This is a genomic window from Alcaligenes pakistanensis, from assembly GCF_014652815.1.
Classification (GTDB): domain Bacteria; phylum Pseudomonadota; class Gammaproteobacteria; order Burkholderiales; family Burkholderiaceae_B; genus Alcaligenes; species Alcaligenes pakistanensis.
On record NZ_BMZN01000001.1, the window covers coordinates 833,538 to 853,259 of the forward strand.

17 protein-coding genes and 3 tRNA genes are annotated in these 19,722 nt (G+C 53.7%); 2 read left to right on the forward strand and 18 right to left on the reverse strand.

Annotated elements, in window-relative coordinates:
* Window positions 1–4: 4 nt before the first annotated feature.
* The 17 genes from nuoL to IE156_RS03915 all read right to left on the reverse strand — a co-directional run bounded on the left by nuoL (window position 5) and on the right by IE156_RS03915 (window position 16,754).
* The gene (nuoL, locus tag IE156_RS03835; RefSeq protein ID WP_189391131.1) at window positions 5–2,008 is read right to left on the reverse strand and encodes an NADH-quinone oxidoreductase subunit L; all 2,004 of its coding nucleotides are present in this window, start codon (window positions 2,006–2,008) and stop codon (window positions 5–7) included.
* Window positions 2,009–2,023: 15 nt separating this feature from the next.
* Window positions 2,024–2,332 (reverse strand): NADH-quinone oxidoreductase subunit NuoK, encoded by a 309-nt coding sequence (gene nuoK / locus IE156_RS03840; RefSeq protein WP_189391422.1) that lies wholly within the window; start codon window positions 2,330–2,332, stop codon window positions 2,024–2,026.
* A 2-nt stretch (window positions 2,333–2,334) separates the two neighbouring features.
* Complete coding sequence (locus tag IE156_RS03845) at window positions 2,335–2,976, reverse strand: NADH-quinone oxidoreductase subunit J (protein ID WP_189391132.1); 642 nt, start codon at window positions 2,974–2,976, stop codon at window positions 2,335–2,337.
* Window positions 2,977–2,994: 18 nt separating this feature from the next.
* On the reverse strand, window positions 2,995–3,483 hold the full coding sequence (nuoI, locus tag IE156_RS03850) for an NADH-quinone oxidoreductase subunit NuoI (protein ID WP_189391133.1): 489 nt from the start codon (window positions 3,481–3,483) through the stop codon (window positions 2,995–2,997).
* A gap of 17 nt (window positions 3,484–3,500) precedes the next feature.
* The gene (nuoH, locus tag IE156_RS03855) at window positions 3,501–4,574 is read right to left on the reverse strand and encodes an NADH-quinone oxidoreductase subunit NuoH (protein ID WP_189391134.1); all 1,074 of its coding nucleotides are present in this window, start codon (window positions 4,572–4,574) and stop codon (window positions 3,501–3,503) included.
* A 1-nt stretch (window position 4,575) separates the two neighbouring features.
* A complete protein-coding gene (nuoG, locus tag IE156_RS03860; RefSeq protein WP_189391135.1) occupies window positions 4,576–6,906 on the reverse strand; it encodes an NADH-quinone oxidoreductase subunit NuoG in 2,331 nt (776 codons plus the stop codon).
* 14 nt (window positions 6,907–6,920) lie between these two features.
* On the reverse strand, window positions 6,921–8,288 hold the full coding sequence (gene nuoF / locus IE156_RS03865) for an NADH-quinone oxidoreductase subunit NuoF (RefSeq protein ID WP_189391136.1): 1,368 nt from the start codon (window positions 8,286–8,288) through the stop codon (window positions 6,921–6,923).
* Window positions 8,285–8,779: an NADH-quinone oxidoreductase subunit NuoE gene (nuoE, locus tag IE156_RS03870; protein WP_189391137.1), complete on the reverse strand. Its 495-nt coding sequence runs from the start codon at window positions 8,777–8,779 to the stop codon at window positions 8,285–8,287. The genes nuoF and nuoE overlap by 4 nt, the downstream gene beginning before the upstream one ends.
* Before the next feature lie 29 nt (window positions 8,780–8,808).
* Window positions 8,809–10,062, reverse strand: coding sequence for an NADH-quinone oxidoreductase subunit D (locus tag IE156_RS03875; RefSeq protein WP_189391138.1), 1,254 nt, complete (start codon window positions 10,060–10,062; stop codon window positions 8,809–8,811).
* Between the two features lie 5 nt (window positions 10,063–10,067).
* The gene (locus IE156_RS03880) at window positions 10,068–10,679 is read right to left on the reverse strand and encodes an NADH-quinone oxidoreductase subunit C (RefSeq protein ID WP_189391139.1); all 612 of its coding nucleotides are present in this window, start codon (window positions 10,677–10,679) and stop codon (window positions 10,068–10,070) included.
* A gap of 26 nt (window positions 10,680–10,705) precedes the next feature.
* Entirely contained in the window at window positions 10,706–11,182 is a 477-nt protein-coding gene (locus IE156_RS03885; RefSeq protein WP_003801059.1) for a NuoB/complex I 20 kDa subunit family protein, read from the reverse strand.
* A 146-nt stretch (window positions 11,183–11,328) separates the two neighbouring features.
* Window positions 11,329–11,688, reverse strand: a complete 360-nt coding sequence (locus IE156_RS03890; protein WP_189391140.1) for an NADH-quinone oxidoreductase subunit A — start codon at window positions 11,686–11,688, stop codon at window positions 11,329–11,331.
* Window positions 11,689–12,325: 637 nt separating this feature from the next.
* Window positions 12,326–13,528, reverse strand: a complete 1,203-nt coding sequence (locus IE156_RS03895) for a porin (RefSeq protein ID WP_189391141.1) — start codon at window positions 13,526–13,528, stop codon at window positions 12,326–12,328.
* A gap of 622 nt (window positions 13,529–14,150) precedes the next feature.
* Window positions 14,151–14,235: transfer RNA gene (locus IE156_RS03900), tRNA-Leu, on the reverse strand.
* Window positions 14,236–14,468: 233 nt separating this feature from the next.
* Window positions 14,469–14,861 carry a preprotein translocase subunit SecG gene (gene secG / locus IE156_RS03905; protein WP_189391142.1) on the reverse strand — a complete coding sequence of 131 codons (393 nt, stop codon included), beginning with the start codon at window positions 14,859–14,861 and terminating at the stop codon, window positions 14,469–14,471.
* A gap of 18 nt (window positions 14,862–14,879) precedes the next feature.
* The gene (gene tpiA / locus IE156_RS03910; protein ID WP_189391143.1) at window positions 14,880–15,620 is read right to left on the reverse strand and encodes a triose-phosphate isomerase; all 741 of its coding nucleotides are present in this window, start codon (window positions 15,618–15,620) and stop codon (window positions 14,880–14,882) included.
* 159 nt (window positions 15,621–15,779) lie between these two features.
* A complete protein-coding gene (locus tag IE156_RS03915) occupies window positions 15,780–16,754 on the reverse strand; it encodes an NAD(P)H-quinone oxidoreductase (RefSeq protein ID WP_189391144.1) in 975 nt (324 codons plus the stop codon).
* Between the two features lie 230 nt (window positions 16,755–16,984).
* Here IE156_RS03915 and IE156_RS03920 point away from each other — a divergent pair.
* Both IE156_RS03920 and IE156_RS03925 read left to right on the forward strand, forming a co-directional pair.
* Window positions 16,985–17,074 (forward strand) — tRNA-Ser (locus IE156_RS03920).
* A 12-nt stretch (window positions 17,075–17,086) separates the two neighbouring features.
* Window positions 17,087–17,172: transfer RNA gene (locus tag IE156_RS03925), tRNA-Leu, on the forward strand.
* A 350-nt stretch (window positions 17,173–17,522) separates the two neighbouring features.
* On the opposite strand, the gene pnp is transcribed toward IE156_RS03925, so the two are convergent.
* Window positions 17,523–19,661 carry a polyribonucleotide nucleotidyltransferase gene (gene pnp, locus IE156_RS03930; protein WP_189391145.1) on the reverse strand — a complete coding sequence of 713 codons (2,139 nt, stop codon included), beginning with the start codon at window positions 19,659–19,661 and terminating at the stop codon, window positions 17,523–17,525.
* Between the last annotated feature and the right edge of the window lie 61 nt (window positions 19,662–19,722).

The following is a 19,722-nucleotide window of genomic DNA, read 5'->3' on the forward strand; positions in this document are numbered from 1 at the left end:
CCATTTACCGAACCGTCAGTACAAAAAAGGTTAAGAGCGCCAGGATCCCGAGGATCATGGCAAAGGCGTAGTGGTAGACATAGCCAGACTGGATATGACGGCTAACTGCAGCCACCCAGCCCACCACGCGCGCACTACCGTTGACCACCAGTCCGTCGATCAGACCGCGGTCAGCACCTTTCCAGAGGCCCGTACCCAGGCAACGAACGCCACGAGACAGTACTTGCTCGTTGAACCAGTCAACGTAGTACTTGTTCTCCAGGATACGGTAGATAAAAGAGCTGTTCTTTTTGATTGCTGCCGGCAAAGCAGGATTGACCAGGTACATGTACCAAGCCACCACTGCGCCTGCCACAACCAGCCAGAATGGCAGCGTGCCAAAGCCATGTATGGCGTAAGCCATCCAGTCAGTCCAATGACTGGCCAATGTTGCCATCGCAGGGTGGTCGGGCAGAACCGTGATAATGCCGTCAAAGTAGCCACCGAACAGCAGCGGATCAACAAACCAGATACCGGCAAAGATAGACGGAATGGCCAGCAGAACCAGGGGCAACGTAACCACCCAAGGCGACTCGTGAGGGTCTCCCCCGTGAGCATGATGATCATCATGACCATGCGACTCGTCGTGCTTGACGTCACGGAAACGCTCTTTGCCGTGGAATACCAGGAAGTACAGACGGAAGGAGTACAGCGACGTCACGAACACACCAATCAGTGTGGCGTAGTAAGCGTAAGTCGAACCCCAGATACCGGCTTCGCCAGCGGCTTCGATGATGTGCTCTTTCGAGTAGAAACCCGAGAAGAATGGCGTACCAACCAGAGCCAGCGTACCGATCAGGAAAGTCAGCCAGGTAATAGGCATGTACTTGCGCAGACCACCCATATTGCGGATGTCCTGATCGTGGTGCATACCGATAATCACCGAACCAGCGCCCAGGAACAGCAAGGCTTTAAAGAACGCGTGTGTCATCAGGTGGAACACAGCGGCCGAGTAAGCCGAAGCACCCAGGGCGACTGTCATGTAACCCAGCTGAGACAAGGTGGAGTAAGCCACAACGCGTTTGACGTCGTTCTGGATAATACCCAGCAAGCCCAGGAACAAGGCACCGGTTGCACCGATCACAATAATGAAGGACAGCGCAGTGGTCGACTGTTCAAAGACTGGCGAGAAACGAGCCACCATGAAGATACCGGCCGTCACCATGGTCGCGGCGTGAATCAGTGCCGAGATCGGGGTAGGACCTTCCATGGAGTCAGGCAACCAGCTGTGCAAAGGAACCTGAGCCGATTTACCCATGGCACCCACAAACAGGGCCAGAGCCGCAACGGTCAGCAATTGCCAGTCAGTGCCGGGGAATGTCATGGTGCTCAGTTCCTGAACCTTGGCAAACACGTCGCTGTAGTTCATGGAGCCGGTGTAGGCGTAGAGCAGACCAATACCCAGGGCAAAACCGAAGTCACCAACACGGTTGACCAAAAAGGCCTTCATGTTGGCAAAAATAGCCGTTTTGCGTTCGTACCAGAAACCGATCAGCAAGTAAGACACCAGACCCACCGCTTCCCAACCGAAGAACAGCTGCAGCATGTTGTTGGACATGACCAGCATCAGCATCGAGAAGGTAAACAGCGAGATATAGGAGAAAAAGCGCTGATAACCTGGGTCATCTTTCATGTACCCAATGGTGTAGATGTGCACCATCAGCGACACGGAAGTCACCACCACCATCATCAGGGCAGTCAGCTTGTCGATCAGGAAACCGATATCCCATTGAACGCTGCCAATGGTGATCCAGGTGTAGACCGGGCCATTGAAGGTCTGGCCTTCCAGCACCTGAAACATCACCATGACCGAGCCGATAAAGGCAATCAGCACGCCAGCGATCGTCAGCAGATGCGCGCCTGTCTTGCCGATAAATCGGCCCAGGAAGCCGGTACCAAATAAACCAGCCAGCACCGAGCCCACCAGGGGAGCAAGTGCAATCGTTAAGTAAAGATTTATGGAGTTCATTAGTGTGCTATCCCATCAACCCTTGAGCTGGTCGAGATCTTGGACATTGATCGAATTAAGGTTGCGGAACAACAGAACCAAAATTGCAAGACCAATGGCCGCCTCGGCCGCAGCGACCGTCAGGACGAAAAAGACAAACACCTGACCTGCCTCATTGCCCATCCACGTGGAAAAAGCCACGAAATTAATGTTGGCCGACAAGAGAATCAGCTCAACAGACATCAGCAAAATAATCAGGTTGCGACGGTTCAGAAAAAAGCCCAGCAGGCCGATCGTGAACAGCACAGCGCCCAGGACCAAATAGTGCGCAAGCGTCAGCGTCATCATCATTTGTCTCCTGGCACGACAGCGTCAGCCGAACTGGACACCGACGGCTTTTCGGTTTGAGAGGGAATAGAAACCATACGCAAACGGTCTTTGGCGCGAACCTTGACCTGCTCACCAGACACGGTGCGTTTGACACCTTCACGTTTACGCAGAGTCAGCGCAATGGCCGAGATCATGCCAACCAGCAGCACAATGCCACCGAGCAAGACTGCCAGTACGTACTGGGAATACATCAACTCGCCAATGACGCGGGTGTTGTTGTAGTCAGCAGGCACTGCAGCGGCAGGCGCTGTGGTGAACCACAGCTTGGTCAGCACAAAGCCCATTTCCAGAACCATGATGGCGCCGATCAACAGCCCCATAGGAACGTGAGCCTGGAATTTCTTGGCAGCCGATTCCTGGCGTACGTCCAGCATCATGATGACGAACAGGAACATCACCATCACCGCGCCTACGTAGACCACTACCAGCAACAGGCCCAGGAACTCCGCGCCCATCGTGATCCACAGCATGGCAGCCGTGAAAAAGACCAGAATCAAATGCAATACGGCCGTAACCGGGTTTTTGGCAGCGATCACGCGATACGCGGCCACCACCATCACCAGCGCCAGCACATAAAACAGAACAGTAGTAAATAACATGAGTGTAGAGCTCCGGCCTTAGCGATAAGGTGCATCTGCAGCACGACGACGAGCAATTTCGTCTTCGTAGCGGTCACCAATAGCCAGCAGCATGTCCTTGGTGTAGTACAAATCGCCGCGTTTTTCGCCGTGGTATTCGTGAATATGTGTCTCCACGATCGAGTCGACCGGGCAGCTTTCTTCACAGAAACCACAGAAAATACACTTGGCCAGATCGATGTCATAACGTGTAGTGCGGCGCGTGCCGTCCTCACGTTCTGCCGACTCGATCGAGATGGCCATGGCGGGACATACGGCCTCGCACAGTTTGCACGCGATGCAACGCTCCTCGCCGTTTTCGTAGCGACGCAAAGCGTGCAAACCGCGAAAACGTGGCGAAGTCGGCGTGGTTTCAACGGGATAACGCAGCGTAACTTTACGCTTGAAGAAATACTTCCCCGTCAGGCGCATGCCTTTGAGCATCTCGGACAGCATCAGGCTGCCAAAGAAATCTTTGATTGCTTCCATAATCTTGCCCCTTAGCCTTAATGCCAGATGTTCCAGGGCGTCTGCATCCAGATCGCCACAATAACCAGCCAAACACCGGTCAGCGGGATAAATACCTTCCAGCCCAAACGCATGATCTGGTCATAGCGGTAACGTGGGAACGTCGCACGGAACCAGATAAACATGGAGACCACGATAAAGGTCTTCAGACCCAACCACAGCCACCCCGGAATCCACGTGAAGGGAGCGAACTCGACAATCGGAGTCCAACCGCCCAAGAACATGATGGACGCCAGAGCCGACAGAAAGATCATGTTGGCGTATTCGCCCAAAAAGAACAGAGCAAAACCGGTACCGGAGTACTCCACCATGGGACCCGCCACAATTTCCGATTCACCTTCCACCACGTCAAAGGGGTGACGGTTGGTTTCAGCAACAGCAGAAATTACGTAGATCACAAATAGTGGCAGCAATGGCAGCCAGTTCCACGACAAGAAGTTCAAGCCCTTGTCCGCGAAGTAACCCTGTGTCTGGCCCATCACGATGCCCGACAGATTCAGCGTGCCGGAAACCAGCAACACGGTAATCAGGACAAAACCAATGGCCAGTTCGTAGGACAGAACCTGAGCGGCTGCTCGCAGACCACCCAGCAAGGCGTACTTGGAGTTGGATGCCCAGCCAGCCACGATCACACCGTAGACACCCAGGGAAGTAATCGCCAGGATGTACAGCAAACCGGCATTGATGTCGGACAGCACCACATCAGGACCAAAAGGAATCACTGCCCAAGCCGCTAAGGCAGGCATCAAGGTGACCACAGGGGCCAACAGATACAGAACCTTATTGGATTGAGCCGGAATGATCAGTTCTTTGGTCAGCAGCTTGAAGACGTCAGCGAAAGGCTGCAGCAAGCCGCGGTAACCCACACGAGTGGGTCCCAGACGCGAATGCATGAAGCCGATCATCTTACGTTCCCAGTAAGTCAGGTAGGCAACGCACAAGATCACCGGTACCGCAATCGCGATTACCTTGAGCAAGGTCCACACAACAAACCAAGCGGTAGGTCCGAGCAGCTCGGTACCGTAGTTATTGATGACAGAGAGAAAATCCATGTTATGCACGCTCCACTGTCAATTGACCGAATGCGCTACCCAAAGCGGCAGTTTCAGAAAAAGCGGTGGCAACACGCACCGAGTTCAATGCCACGGTGTCATCCAACTGAGCTGACAGGCTAACTTCACCTTGAGAGGAACGCACCTTTACCAGATCACCATCGGACAAGCCCAGTTGAGCCAGAGTGGCCGCCGCCATGCGGGCGGTCGGTGCGGCCGAAGCAGGTGTTTCCTGCAAAGGAGCCGAACGACGAACCAGCGCATCGCTACGGTAGATAGGCACATCGGCCACACGCTCCAGGCCACTGCCTGCAGGCAAGACACCAGCAGCCAGATTGATCTGGTTGGACAGACGCGATTCCACACCAGCAGCCATGACCGAGTCACGCACCGATTCCGACGTTTCGTCGTCAAAACCATCCAGCTGGAACAAGTTGCCCAGGACACGCAGGACTTTCCAAGCTGGACGAGTATCGCCTACAGGTGCTGCGGCGCCCTTGAAGCTTTGTACACGGCCTTCGGCGTTCACAAAAGTACCGGAGGTTTCCGTGAAAGGAGACACAGGCAACATCACATCGGCCCACTGCTCAGCAGCGGAACGGTAGGAAGTCAGAGCCACCGAGAACGTCGCGGACTTAAGCGTTTCTATTGCACGCTCGCCCAGATCGCTATCCAGAGCAGGCTCAACATTCAGAACCAGATATGCACGCAGGGTTTGAGCCAGCATTTGCTCGGCAGTCAAACCACCCTTGCCAGGTACTGCATTGGCCAGGTAACCACCCACGGTGTTACCGCCAGCAGTCAGGAAGCCCAGCTTGGCACCACTGGCCTGTGCAATTGCATTGGCGTTGGCAGCAATGACGCTGGCCTGATCCGAGTTGACTGCCATATTGCCCAGCAAGATGGCCACGCGTTCACCGGAAGCCAGGCTGTCAGCGATCAGCTGAGCTTCAGCAGAAACCTGTACGCCTTCCAGACCAGCAGGAACCGCGGCTTCCTTGGCCTTGGCAACAGCGACCAGCACTTGAGCCAAGGAGTTGGCCAACTGGCTAGGAGCAACCGTCATGCGGCCAGCAATCGCATTGAACAATGGATTATCGGCAGCCGAATCAATGAAGGAAACTTGAGCACCACGTTTAACAGCCTGGCGCAGACGCTGGGCCATCAAGGGATGATCTTTACGCAGGAAGGAGCCCACAACCAGAACGCGATCCAGCTCGTTCAGGGCGGTCAGCGGCATACCCAACCAAGGCACGCCGGCCAAGGCACCATCCAGACGGGCATCGGTCTGACGCAGACGGAAGTCCACGTTTTCAGTACCCAGAGCACGACCCAGACGAGCCAGCAAAGCCAGTTCTTCTGTGGTGGATGTCGCCGAGCCAATACAGCCCAGTTGATCCGCACCAAACTTCTCGCGCACTGCATTCATGCCGGCCACGATGGTTTGCATGGCGTCGTTCCAGGAGGCTTCGCGCCACTGGCCATCATCACCACGCACCATGGGGCGAGTCAGACGATCTTCGGTGTACAAACCTTCGTAGGAGAAACGGTCACGGTCGCTGATCCAGCACTCGTTAACTTCTTCGTTCTCGAAAGGCACGACACGCAAAACCTTGTCCATCTTGGCTTGCAATACCAGGTTGGCACCCACGCTGTCGTGCGGGCTAACGCTGCGACGACGAGCCAGTTCCCAGGTACGCGCATTAAAGCGGAAAGGCTTGGAGAGCAAGGCACCCACTGGGCAGACGTCAATCATATTGCCCGACAGCTCGGACTCGACTGCGCGACCCACAAAGGTGGTGATCTCGGCGTGTTCGCCACGGTTCAGCATCCCGACCTCTTGAACACCGGCGATTTCTTCGCCAGTACGCACACAGCGGGTGCAATGAATGCAACGCTGCATAGCTTCGGTCGAGATCAGTGGACCCATGGACTTGGCGGCCACAACGCGCTTTTCTTCCTTGTAGCGCGACTCGGAGCCACCGTAACCCACGGCCAGATCCTGCAGCTGACATTCACCACCCTGATCGCACACAGGGCAATCCAGCGGGTGGTTGATCAGCAGAAATTCCATGACGCTCTTTTGAGCGGCAACGGCTTTTTCCGAACGAGTACGCACAACCATGCCGTTGGTGACGGGAGTGGCACAAGCTGGCAAAGGCTTGGGTGCTTTTTCCACGTCCACCAAACACATGCGGCAGTTGGCGGCAATACTCAGTTTTTTGTGATAACAGAAGTGCGGCACGTAGACACCGGCGTCATGGGCAGCCTGAATGACCATGCTGCCTTCCGGGGCGTCAACTTTAATGCCATCGATGGTGAGTTCTACCATTACGTTGTCCTGGCCTACAAATATTGAGGCACCACACAGCCTTTATGCTCGATGTGGTGTGCGAACTCGTCGCGGAAATGCTTAACGAAACTGCGCACCGGCATGGCAGCAGCATCACCCAGGGCGCAAATGGTGCGGCCCATGATGTTATGTGCAATGTCGTCGAGCATGTCCAAGTCTTCAGCGCGACCTTGACCGTTCTCGATGCGATGCACCATGCGCCACAACCAGCCTGTGCCTTCACGGCACGGCGTGCACTGGCCGCAACTTTCGTGATAATAAAAATAGGACAGACGCAGCAAAGACTTGACCATGCAGCGTGTCTCGTCCATCACAATGACGGCACCCGAACCCAGCATGGAGCCCGCCTTGGCGATGGAGTCATAGTCCAGATTGGTCGCCATCATGATGTCGGCCGGCAAAACAGGCGAGCTGGACCCACCAGGGATCACCGCTTTCAGTTTGCGACCGTCACGCATGCCACCTGCCAGTTCCAGCAAGGTTGCAAAAGGCGTACCCAGAGGTACTTCGTAGTTACCGGGACGCTCTACGTCGCCAGTAATGGAGAAGATCTTGGTGCCACCAGCATTAGGGATACCCACTTCCAGGTATTCCTGGCCGCTATTGCGCAGAATCCAAGGAACAGCTGCAAATGTTTCAGTGTTATTGATGGTCGTAGGCTTGCCGTACAGACCAAAACTGGCGGGAAATGGCGGCTTGAAACGGGGCTGGCCCTTCTTGCCTTCCAGGGACTCCAGCAACGCGGTCTCTTCACCGCAAATATAGGCGCCGTAACCGTGGAATGCATGCAGCTGGAAGTTGAAGTCCGAGCCCAGGATCTTGTCACCCAGGAAGCCGGCCTCACGGGCCTGCTCCAGCGCTTCTTCAAAACGCTGATAAATCTCGAACACTTCACCGTGGATGTAGTTGTAACCCACAGTAATGCCCATGGCGTAGGCGGCAATAGCCATCCCTTCAATCACGATATGCGGGTTAAAACGCAAAATATCGCGGTCTTTAAAGGTGCCGGGCTCGCCCTCGTCAGAGTTACATACCAGGTACTTTTGACCGGGCAAGGTGCGGGGCATAAAGCTCCACTTCAGGCCCGAGGGGAAACCTGCACCACCACGGCCACGCAATGCGGAAGTTTTGACTTCAGCAATAACGTCTTCGGGTTTCATGCCGGTGGTCAAGACTTTACGCAGGGCTTCATAGCCACCACGTTTAACGTACTCTTCCAGGCCCCAGTTGTCGCCGTTCAAACCGGCCAGAATCTGTGGCTCGATATGGCGATCATGAAAAATCATGCTGCGCGACAAGTCGTCACCAGGATTAGGCTCTAATCCCTGGGAGAACTTACGCAGAATGTCCGGTGCAATCATGCCGATTCTCCGTGTGTCTTCAATTCTTCGAGCATGGCATCAATGCGCTCGGCTTCCATACGCACGCACATGTGCTGATTGTTCAGCAACATGACGGGCGAATCACCACATGAGCCCATGCACTCTCCCATGATCAGGGAGAACTGGCCGTCAGCCGTGGTTTCACCGTATTCGATACCCAGCTTTTCTTTCAGGTATTCGCCTGCCTTGACGCCGTCACGCAGCGCACAGGGCAAGTTGGTACACACAGAAATAGTGAAGCGACCAACAGGCTTGGTATGGAACATGTTGTAGAAGGTCGCGACCTCCTGAACAGCAATGGGCTCCACGCCAATATATTGGGCGACATCCTCTATAATTTCAGGCGATACCCAGCCTTTTTCCTGCTGGGCAATGGCCAAAGAGGCCATGATGGCAGAGCGACGTTGATCTGCCGGGAACTTGTTCAGTTCCTTATCTATCTGTTGGTAGGCTTTTTCGGAAAGCAACATAATTCGGTTCCGTTTTTCCAGGCGCGACCTTAACGGTCGATCTCGCCAAACACAATGTCCTGCGTGCCGATAATAGTGACCGCGTCGGCAATCATGTGACCGCGGCTCATTTCATCGAGGGCCTGCAAGTGGACGAAGCCCGGAGCACGGATCTTCATGCGGTAAGGCTTGTTACCACCGTCAGATACCAGATAAATGCCAAACTCGCCCTTTGGATGTTCCACACCGGCATACACCTCGCCCGTGGGCACGTGCATCCCTTCGGAGAACAGTTTGAAATGGTGGATCAAGTCCTCCATCCCGGTTTTCATGCCTTCGCGCGACGGCGGTGCCACTTTATGGTTATCTGTGATGACTGGGCCGGGATTATTGCGCAGCCACTGCACACACTGACGGATGATGCGATTGCTCTCGCGCATCTCAGCGATACGAACCAGGTAGCGGTCGTAGGAGTCACCATTGCGACCCACAGGGATATCAAATTCGACGCGATCATAGACTTCGTAGGGTTGCATCTTACGCAGATCCCACTCCACGCCCGAACCACGCAGCATAGGGCCAGTAAAGCCCAGCGCCTTGGCGCGATCAGGATCAACCACGCCCACGCCCACCAGACGCTGCTTCCAGATACGGTTATCAGTCAGCAGGGTCTCGTATTCGTCCACACACGCGGGAAAGCGATTGGTGAAGTCTTCGATGAAATCCAGCAAAGAGCCCGAACGTGCGTCGTTCATGGCTTTCAGTTCTTTGTCGGAACGGTATTTATTAGCCTTGTACTGAGGCATGGTGCCGGGCAGGTCGCGGTAGACGCCACCAGGACGATAGTAGGCCGCGTGCAAGCGAGCACCGGAGACGGCTTCGTAACAGTCCATCAGGTCTTCACGTTCACGGAAAGCGTACAAGAAGACTGCCATGGCGCCCACGTCCAGCGCGTGCGAACCAATCGACATCAAGTGATTCAGAATGCGGGTAATCTCGTCAAACATGACGCGGATATATTGACCACGCAGCGGAACCTCGACACCGACCAGACGCTCAATCGCCATACAGTAGGCGTGCTCGTTGACCATCATGGACACATAGTCCAGACGATCCATGTAAGGCAAAGTCTGCAAAAAGGTGCGGTGCTCCGCCAGCTTTTCAGTGGCACGGTGCAATAAACCAATATGGGGGTCAGCACGCTGAATGACTTCGCCGTCCAGCTCAAGCACCAGACGCAACACACCGTGTGCGGCTGGATGCTGAGGACCAAAGTTCAGGGTGTAGTTTTGAATTTCTGCCATGATGCTTATCGCCCAATTCCGTAATCGTCCTCGCGCACCACACGCGGCGTGATTTCTCGCGGCTCAATGGTGACGGGCTGGTAAATGACCCGCTTCTGCTCGGTGTCATAGCGCATTTCGACGTAACCGGAGATAGGGAAGTCTTTGCGGAAAGGATGACCGATAAAACCGTAGTCGGTCAGAATGCGACGCAGATCAGGGTGGTTCTCGAAAATAATGCCGTACAGGTCAAACGCTTCGCGCTCGAACCAGTTCACCGAAGGCCAGACCTCGAACAGCGTCGGCAAAGCGGGGAAATCGTCGTTAGGCACAAAGCAGCGCACACGCAGGCGCCAATTGTGCGTCAAGGACATCAGGTGCAGCACAACGGCAAAGCGATGGGGGAACTGACCCGCTGCAGCCTGGTAAGTAGGTGCCTTCCAGGCGGAATAATCAATTCCGCACAAATCTATACAGGTTTCAAAGCGCAGGTCAGCATGGTCGCGTAGCAAGGTGCAGGTATCGACCCACGCATCAACCGGCACTTCCAAAGTGAGCTCATTGCGCGCTTGCGTCAACGCAGCCTGCTCACCAAGAATAGAGAACAAGTTGGTTTTTAAAGTTTCTAGCCGTGTCATAGTCTTGTTTAGCCTGTTCTAACCGTTCAGCGTGCGATGGTATTGGTCAAACGGATCTTGTTCTGCATTTGCAGCAAGCCATAAACCAAAGCTTCAGCGGTCGGAGGGCAGCCCGGCACATACACGTCTACCGGCACGATGCGATCACAGCCGCGCACAACCGAGTAGGAGTAGTGATAGTAGCCGCCACCGTTGGCACAGGAGCCCATGGATACAACCCAACGAGGCTCGGCCATCTGGTCGTACACCTTGCGCAAGGCAGGTGCCATCTTGTTGCACAGGGTACCCGCCACAATCATCAAGTCAGATTGACGTGGGCTGGGACGGAAAATAATGCCGAATTGGTCCAGGTCATAACGAGCCGCGCCAGCGTGCATCATTTCCACTGCACAACAGGCCAGACCAAATGTCATGGGCCACATAGACCCTGTTTTTGCCCAGTTCAGAAACTTATCTGCACTGGTCGTCACAAAACCTTCTTTGAGAATGCCGTCGATAGCCATAGTAGTTGCCTTTTGCCGGATCAGGCACTGGGAAGACCCGGCCTATCCTGTTGCTGACCAAACCCGCTGTCATCAAGACGCATCCTCGTGCCCCTTATGCCCAGCAGCAGACGCGAAAACCCGTGTTGGGGTTCTCTATGGATGGGTTACTCCCAGTCCAGAGCGCCTTTTTTCCATTCGTAGATAAAACCGACCGTCAAAACGGCCAAGAACGCCATAACCGTCCAGAAACCAACCAGGCCTACTGTCCCATTGGCCATAGCCCAGGGAAACAGAAAAGCGATTTCCAGATCGAACATGATGAACAGGATCGCGATCAGGTAGTAACGAATATCCACCTTCATGCGCGAATCGCCGAATGCCTCAAAACCGCATTCGTAAGGAGAGAGCTTTTCAGGGTCGGGGCGGTTTGGACCTAACACTCGACCAACCAAAAGCAGTGCCAAGCCAATCCCAGTGGCGACGATGATAAATAGCAAAACGGGAAAGTACTCTTGCAGGTTCATGCAAAGCATCCAATCGCAGTAAATAAACTCTTGGATTGTAGCATTTTGAGAGCACAGTTTTGAGGGATAACCCCAAACCATTACATCTAGGCGTGGGTGTTGCACCCATGCCGCAAAAACTGTCAGCTACCTGACCGAAAACCCTTCAACTATTGATTATTTACTTTATTAAGGGTTGTGGTTTGAAGCTTTAATTAATTATCTTACTCGCTTTTGTAAGGAGAATGTCAGCTATTAAGAATTAAAAATCGATTTTTTATACTTATTTTGTAAGCAAGACGAACACGACCAGAGGGTCGGAACAACAGTGCACGAGCCCGAAAGAAATCCACCATACACACAGCCCAGCATAGAAGAGGCAAAAAACAATCACATCAGCAGCGCCTACCACCCCTACGAGCACTACAGTGACCACCACATAAAACGAGAGACCACACCACCAAAGCAGCCATAAGCCAATAAGCATGTAAGCGGCCCACGCCTTAACTCACATACCCGGGCGAAACAAACAAACCAAGTACACCCCACAAACAAGCAATAAAAAAGCCATCCCGAAGGATGGCTTTTTATACTTCTTCAGCTCAAGCAAACCCGAAGGTTTGCTGATCGCAACGCGTAGACAAGCTACGCGAAACGATTAGAACTGGTGACGCAGGCCAACACCGATCAGTGTGGACTTAGCATCAGGCATGAAGTATACGTTCTTGGCGTAGGAGCCAATTGCGTACACGTTCGTGCGCTTGCTCAGTGGGTGGCTGTAACCCAGGCTGAAAGTGTGCTGTTTCTTCAGTTCCCATGGGCCTGTGCTGTTAGCAAAGCTGTCAGGAGCCGAGCTTGGGTCAGCCATTGTCCAAGAACCCATGATGGTGCCGGCGCCAACAGGTGCGGACAGACCAACCAGGTAGGAGTTAACTTTCAGACCTTTACCCAGCGTAGCTTGCTGGTTCAGTTCACCGTAGGACTGACCTTCGAACAAACCGTTACGGGTTTGACCGAATGCCAAGTAAGCTTTCACGACTTCAAAGTCGTAGCTACCGCCGATGTTCCAGGACTTAACAGTGGTATCTTGCGCACCGTTGTAGGTAGCAGCAGGCTGGCCACCGATCGTAGCTGGGTTCAGACCACGCTTACGGATCTGGTCATAAGTAACAGTAACGCCGACTGGGCCGTTAGCGTAACGCAGACCGGTGGTGATAGCTTGTTTGTTGAAGTCTTTGGAGTTAGCGGTACCGCCACCAACCAATGGCAGATCCTTGTCCCACGACTGTTTGCCGTCACCGTTGAAGGAGTAACCAACGCCGAACTGGAAGCCGGAGAAGTTAGGGGTTTGGTACATGACCATGTTGTCGTAACGAACGGTGTTAGCGGATGTGAATGCGCCACCGATGTTAGCCTGGTCAAAGCCGCCGCCGAAAGGATCAGCAATAGCGCTCAGGTACTTGGAAGTGATGTTGGTTTGACGACCGAAGTCCAGTTGACCCCAGCTGTCACCAGCCAGACCCAGAGTGGCTTGACGACCGAACAAACGACCACCTTGAGCAGAGTTACCAGTACCCAGATCAAAGCCGCTTTCCAGAACGAACACAGCGCGCAGGCCATCACCCAGATCTTCGGAACCCTTCAGGCCCCAACGGTTGCCGGACTGAATACCATTGATCAGACCAGTACGCTTGGAGTTGATAGCTGTAGGGTTAGTGCTTTGACCGTAACCTTCGCTACCCTTAACTTTTTGGTAACCAATACCAGCGTCCAGAATGCCGTACAGGGTGACAGACGTTTCTGCGTGTGCGACGCCAGCGAAGCCGGCCATCAGAGCAGCAGCGAGCAGAGTCTTTTTCATGTAAGAAATCTCCGTAGATTTGAGTAAATCAGAGCAGCCCAACTACAACAGTGCTGCTGCTCTTTCTAACTCCGCGATGGGAAGTTAACGTTATTGCATCAAAATTCCCGTCGCTTGACTACGAAAGCCTTCGGAAACGTGAATGTTTGTGCACAGCCTGTTGGCTATACACAACAAAAAGCCACTTAAAGGGGCTTTCCAGGCGGCTTAGGCCAGCAGTGCTAATTAGCGGGCTACGGTCAGAATCTTCTTAAGAACTTGCTTTAAGTCTTGCGAGCAATCGGTCGCCAATGCTGGTTTTTCGCAAATCAGACAGAAACCCAAGTCGACCTCCAGAATCAACTCAAAGCCACCTCAATCACTCTTGAGCACTCCAAGCTCCAATCAACTAGCTTTAATTTTTCTCATATTGTGAGAATAAAGAAACCAGCACCTCGAATACCCATGCGCTCACGTCTATCCACTTTTCAAGTGAGCCCGAAAAAAGCAAACGAGGCTAGAAGCCAGGCTCTTATATAGAACCCTCGATGCCCAACAATGACGAAAAAAAAACCTGTCCTTTTCAGGATCAGGTTTTATTTCCAGGCTCTGCAATCACAGAGCGTTCCCGCTTTATTTTATTTGGTGCCGACGACGAGACTCGAACTCGTACAGCTTTCGCCACTACCCCCTCAAGATAGCGTGTCTACCAATTCCACCACGTCGGCAAGCAATCAAGACAGCGATATTAGCATGACAAAAGCAATACTGTCAGTACAAAACAGCCCAAAACCCTTAAAAAAACAGGGACTCAGCACTACGCGGCACAAACACCACTAAATAAGCAAAGCCCGCCATAAAGACGGGCTTTGCTGTCATGCTGCGTTACCAGCTCTCTGGAGATATTTGTTGCCTCTAATCTAATATAGAGAGCAGAACCAAATAGGCAGATCAGCCAAACTTACTCAGCAGCAGGAACCGCAGGCACTTCCTGGCCCGCAGGAGCAGCCGGAGGCACGGCGCCCGGCACAGCCGCTGGAGCCGGCACCGAAGCAGCACCAGGCACAGAGGATTCGTAACCTTGCATCACACCCGCCTCAACTTTCTGAGCGGGGTGGTGAGCTACCCAAGCCAAACCACCGGTAGACACAAAAAAGACGATAGCCGCCCATTTAGTCATACGCGACAAAAAGTTGGCCGCACCCGCCGCACCAAACACGCTACCCGCCGAGCCGCCGCCGAAGGCCGAGCCCATATCGGCGCCCTTGCCTTGCTGCAACAGAACCAGACCAATAATTAACAGCGAGGAGATAACCTGCACCGCCATCAGAACGGAAGACATCCAATCTTGCATTTAAAGACTCCAGACCCTTTAAGCGGCCACTATACGTAAAAATTCCTGCGCATCCAAAGATGCACCACCCACCAAGGCACCATCAATATCCGGCATAGCAAACAGCTCTGCGGCATTATCCGCCTTCACGCTGCCACCGTACAAAATACGCAACTGATCCAACTCCATATAGGCGCGAATCTGTTGATGCATTTGCTGCGCTTGCTCTGGCGTTGCCGTCAGACCAGTACCAATTGCCCAGACCGGCTCATAAGCCAACACCAACTTAGTCAGCACCTCTGCACCCAGGGCTTTGATCGGTTCGAGCTGATCTTGCACCACACAGGTTTCTTGCCCCGTCTCTCGATCGGCTAACTGCTCGCCAATACAGACAATAGGCGTCAAGCCCGCATCCAGCGCTGCCACAACCTTGGCAGCAACCTGAGCACTGCTTTCCTGGTGATATTGCCTGCGCTCGGAATGCCCAACAATCACCCAACGGCAGCCCACATCCGCCAGCATGGCCGCCGAGATTTCACCGGTGTACGCACCCTTGACATGTACGCTGACATCCTGGGCACCAACAGCAATGGCTGAGCCTTTCAAGATATCTGCCGCCTGAGGCAAATACACATAAGGAACGCATACCAGCACATCACAATCTGCCTGCGCATCAGGCTGAACGAGCAGTTCTTGCAGCAGACGGCTGTTGCCATCAAGCGAGCCATTTAATTTCCAATTACCCGCAACCAGTCGTTTACGCGAAGAATGTACGCTCATTGCTCCCTTGATGCCAGTCAAAAAGTTACACCAACGCCCACAATCGGGACGCAGCTAACCGGCTATTGTAGCGCGAGCCAATCCTTTTCGCGCATATTTGGCAGAAAATTCGTCTTATGCCCGAAAGAAAAAGGGTGGCCATGCCACCCCTTGCTGCTTTTAGGGAACAAGAATGATTTTACCCACCTGCTCGCCCGCCTCCATCATGGCGTGGGCATCGCTGGCCTGCTCCAGAGGGAAAGTAGCGTGAATCAAAGGCCGCACCTGACCAGCCTCCAATAATGGCCAGACACGCTCGCGCAAAGCGCGCGCCAGTTGCGCCTTGAACTCAACAGGACGAGAACGCAACGTAGAACCCGTAATGGTCAGACGACGGCGCAGGATCTCACCACAATTAATTGTGGCTTTCACCCCGCCCAACAAGGCAATGATAACGATACGACCATCATCTGCCAGACAACTCAGGTCTCGATTGATGTAGTCGCCTGAGACCATATCCAGGATGACATCAACCCCACGGCCCCCTGTCTTGCTCTTGATGACGTCCTCATAGACTTGGGTTTTGTAGTTGATGCCAATCCCGCCCAGGCGGTTAATGGCTTCCACCCGCTCATCACTTCCCGCAGTGGCGTAGACGGTATGCCCCAAAGCCACAGCCAACTGAATTGCTGTTGTCCCAATCCCGCTCGCACCACCATGAACCAGTAAGGTCTCCCCTTTGCTTAATTGGCCACGGTCGAACACATTGCTCCACACGGTAAAGAAGGTTTCTGGCAAGCCAGCCGCTTCAATTAGGCTAAATCCGGCAGGAATGGGTAAACATTGCTGCACCGGAACCACGCAGTACTCGGCATAGCCCCCGCCGGTCACCAAAGCACAGATCTGATCGCCCACGTTAAAAGCGCTACCCGCCACATCACCGGACACGATCTCACCCGCCAGCTCCAGGCCAGGAATATCAGACGCACCTGCCGGGGGTGGATAGGCACCCGCCCGCTGCAATACATCGGGGCGATTCACCCCCGCAGCGATCACCTTGACCAAGACCTCACCTGGCCCCGCTTGCGGCATAGGCCGTTCGCCCACCCGCAATACTTCTGGTTTTCCAAATTCTGTGATTTCAACTGCGCGCATACCTACTCCCAGATATCGAATATAGTTGCCCGGCCTAGCCTAACGATCAACACGTAGCCAGCCGCCTTACTTGCTGCAATCTATCATAGGCACTGGCATCAGCGCCCTATTCCTGCAATGAAAACATATTATTTCCATGACGCTGGCAAATTTATACGTTACACTTTAAGGCTTTCCTGGCCGCAACGCTTTTTGTCTCGCGTGGCTTGCCGAGAAAAGCCCAACTGATAGGAAGCGTGCCAGAGCGGTTGAATGGACCGGTCTTGAAAACCGGCGATGGGGTAACCCATCCGTGAGTTCGAATCTCACCGCTTCCGCCATCATCTCCCGCTGCATCCATGGCGGAATTGGTAGACGCAAGGGACTTAAAATCCCTCGATCTTTGATCGTGCCGGTTCGATTCCGGCTGGATGCACCAAGTACTTGTAATGACTGGCGAATATTTCTGCCTCTTAATAAAAACCAGAGTTTTTATTGATCGCAGACAGACATCGACCACCCCAGAAAAGCCCACTTTTAGTGGGCTTTTTTGTATACCCCTCCCTGCCCCATACCCCCGCTCACACTGATATCTGGGTTACCAGACCTTCCTAGAAGCAACGGGCTCAGTCAAGGCCCTCCCCCGCCCAACACAAGCCTGAATATCCATAACTAGATAAACCAGCTTTTGAAAGCACAATAGCCTGGCTTTAGTCCAAAAAAGCACAGAACCAGAGACAAAAAACCCGCCAAAAGGCGGGTCTTTCTTTAGCTAAACTACAGTCGCTATCAAGAAGCAGCAGGAGCAGCAGGGCCGCCTTGAGCTTCAATACCGCCAATAGCCTTGATCGACAGACGCAGACGACCTTTCTCGTCAGCCTCAATGACCTTGACCTTAACAACCTGACCTACTTTCAGTACGTCATTGATGTTAGCGATACGGTAGTTGGCGATCTCGGAGATATGCAGCAGACCGTCACGGCCTGGCAGAACTTGCACAATCGCACCAAAGTCCAGCAAACGCATCACAGGACCTTCGTATTCCTGACCCACTTCAACTTCAGCGGTCAGCTCTTTAATACGACGTTCGGCTTCGCGTGCCTTGTCCAGATCGGCGCTAGCAATAGTGATAGTGCCATCATCGGAAATATCGATCTGTGTACCGGTCTCTTCGGTCAGGGCACGGATGGTGGCACCACCCTTACCAATCACGTCACGAATCTTCTCGGGGTTGATCTTCACGGTCAACATGCGAGGAGCAAATTCAGACATCTCAGTGCGGGAACCGTCGAGCGCTTCTTTCATCTTGCCCAGGATGTGCATACGGCCTTCATGTGCCTGAGCCAATGCAACCTGCATGATTTCTTTGGTAATGCCCTGGATTTTGATGTCCATCTGCAAAGCAGTAATACCTTTCTCGGTACCGGCAACCTTGAAATCCATATCGCCCAGGTGATCTTCGTCACCCAGAATGTCGGTCAGCACAGCAAACTTGTTGCCTTCCTTGATCAGACCCATGGCCACACCAGCCACGTGATCTTGCACGGGAACACCGGCATCCATCATGGACAAGGAGCCACCGCACACCGATGCCATAGAGGAAGAACCGTTGGATTCGGTAATTTCAGACACCACGCGAATGGAGTACTGGAAATCCTCAGCAGCAGGCAACAAAGGCATCAAAGCGCGCTTGGCCAGACGACCGTGACCAATCTCACGACGCTTGGGAGCACCGAAACGGCCCGCTTCACCAGTAGCGAAAGGAGGCATGTTGTAGTGCATCATGAAGCGATCACGGTACTCGCCCATGATCGAGTCAATGATTTGCTCGTCTTGCTTGGTACCCAAGGTGGTGACCACCAAAGCCTGGGTTTCGCCACGCGTGAACAAAGCACTACCGTGCGCACGAGGCAGAACGCCCAAACGAATGCTGATAGGACGAACTGTACGAGTGTCGCGACCGTCGATGCGGGACTCGCCGCCCAAGATGCGCGAACGCACGATCTGGCTTTCCAGATCGAACATCATGTTTTCGACAGCAACCATATCAGGCTTGTCTTGGTCATTGGCGGCAGCCTGAGCCAGCACCGCTTCCTTGGCCTGAGCGTACACGGCACGCAGCTGCTCAGTACGAGCCTGCTTTTCGCGTGTCTGGTAAGCCTGTTGCAAACCGTCTTGCGCAGCGCTTGTCACCGTAGCCAACAGGCTTTCGTTAACAGCGGCAGGCTGCCAGTTCCACTCGGGTTTGCCAGCTTCTTCAACCAGTTCGTGAATGCAGTTGATGGCAGCTTGCATTTGCTCGTGAGCAAACACCACACCACCCAGCATGATTTCTTCGGACAATTGCTTGGCTTCGGACTCAACCATCAGCACCGCTTCTTCGGTACCGGCCACAATCAAATCCAGAGCAGAGGATTTCAGCAACGTGGCGGAAGGATTCAGCACGTACTGACCATCAACGTAACCGACGCGCGCAGCGCCCACAGGACCGTTGAAAGGAATACCAGAGATAGCCAAAGCAGCGGAGGCACCGATCATGGCAGCGATATCAGGATCAATTTCAGGATTGACCGATACCGTGTGAATAATGACCTGGACTTCGTTGTAGAAACCTTCAGGGAACAGCGGACGCAGTGGACGGTCGATCAGGCGGGAGATCAGAATCTCGCGCTCGGACTGACGGCCTTCACGCTTGAAGAAACCACCAGGGATCTTGCCAGCGGAGTAAGTTTTTTCGACGTAATCAACGGTCAGAGGGAAGAAATCCTGACCTGCTTTCGCTTCGCTTTTGCCCACAACGGTGGCCAACACAACAGTGTCTTCAATCGAAACCAGCACGGCACCTGACGCCTGACGTGCGATTTCGCCGGTTTCCAGCACAACGGTATGTTCGCCGTACTGGAAAGACTTGGTGACTTTATTGAACATTAGGAGAATCCTTACAATAAAAAAACCGTGCACACCGCGAAACCAGTTCGCCGAATGCACG

Coding starts and splice junctions, on each gene's coding strand:
- IE156_RS03885 (WP_003801059.1), bottom strand. CDS start 11,182: ATGGCTATCGACGGCATTCTCAAAGAAGGTTTTGTGACGACCAGTGCA.
- nuoF (WP_189391136.1), bottom strand. CDS start 8,288: ATGATTGCACCGGACATTCTGCGTAAGTTCTCCCAGGGATTAGAGCCT.
- tpiA (WP_189391143.1), bottom strand. CDS start 15,620: ATGAGCGTACATTCTTCGCGTAAACGACTGGTTGCGGGTAATTGGAAA.
- IE156_RS03880 (WP_189391139.1), bottom strand. CDS start 10,679: ATGACACGGCTAGAAACTTTAAAAACCAACTTGTTCTCTATTCTTGGT.
- nuoI (WP_189391133.1), bottom strand. CDS start 3,483: ATGGAAGCAATCAAAGATTTCTTTGGCAGCCTGATGCTGTCCGAGATG.
- pnp (WP_189391145.1), bottom strand. CDS start 19,661: ATGTTCAATAAAGTCACCAAGTCTTTCCAGTACGGCGAACATACCGTT.
- secG (WP_189391142.1), bottom strand. CDS start 14,861: ATGCAAGATTGGATGTCTTCCGTTCTGATGGCGGTGCAGGTTATCTCC.
- nuoE (WP_189391137.1), bottom strand. CDS start 8,779: ATGTTGCTTTCCGAAAAAGCCTACCAACAGATAGATAAGGAACTGAAC.
- nuoL (WP_189391131.1), bottom strand. CDS start 2,008: ATGAACTCCATAAATCTTTACTTAACGATTGCACTTGCTCCCCTGGTG.
- nuoK (WP_189391422.1), bottom strand. CDS start 2,332: ATGACGCTGACGCTTGCGCACTATTTGGTCCTGGGCGCTGTGCTGTTC.
- IE156_RS03915 (WP_189391144.1), bottom strand. CDS start 16,754: ATGCGCGCAGTTGAAATCACAGAATTTGGAAAACCAGAAGTATTGCGG.
- IE156_RS03875 (WP_189391138.1), bottom strand. CDS start 10,062: ATGGCAGAAATTCAAAACTACACCCTGAACTTTGGTCCTCAGCATCCA.
- IE156_RS03890 (WP_189391140.1), bottom strand. CDS start 11,688: ATGAACCTGCAAGAGTACTTTCCCGTTTTGCTATTTATCATCGTCGCC.
- IE156_RS03895 (WP_189391141.1), bottom strand. CDS start 13,528: ATGAAAAAGACTCTGCTCGCTGCTGCTCTGATGGCCGGCTTCGCTGGC.
- nuoG (WP_189391135.1), bottom strand. CDS start 6,906: ATGGTAGAACTCACCATCGATGGCATTAAAGTTGACGCCCCGGAAGGC.
- nuoH (WP_189391134.1), bottom strand. CDS start 4,574: ATGGATTTTCTCTCTGTCATCAATAACTACGGTACCGAGCTGCTCGGA.
- IE156_RS03845 (WP_189391132.1), bottom strand. CDS start 2,976: ATGTTATTTACTACTGTTCTGTTTTATGTGCTGGCGCTGGTGATGGTG.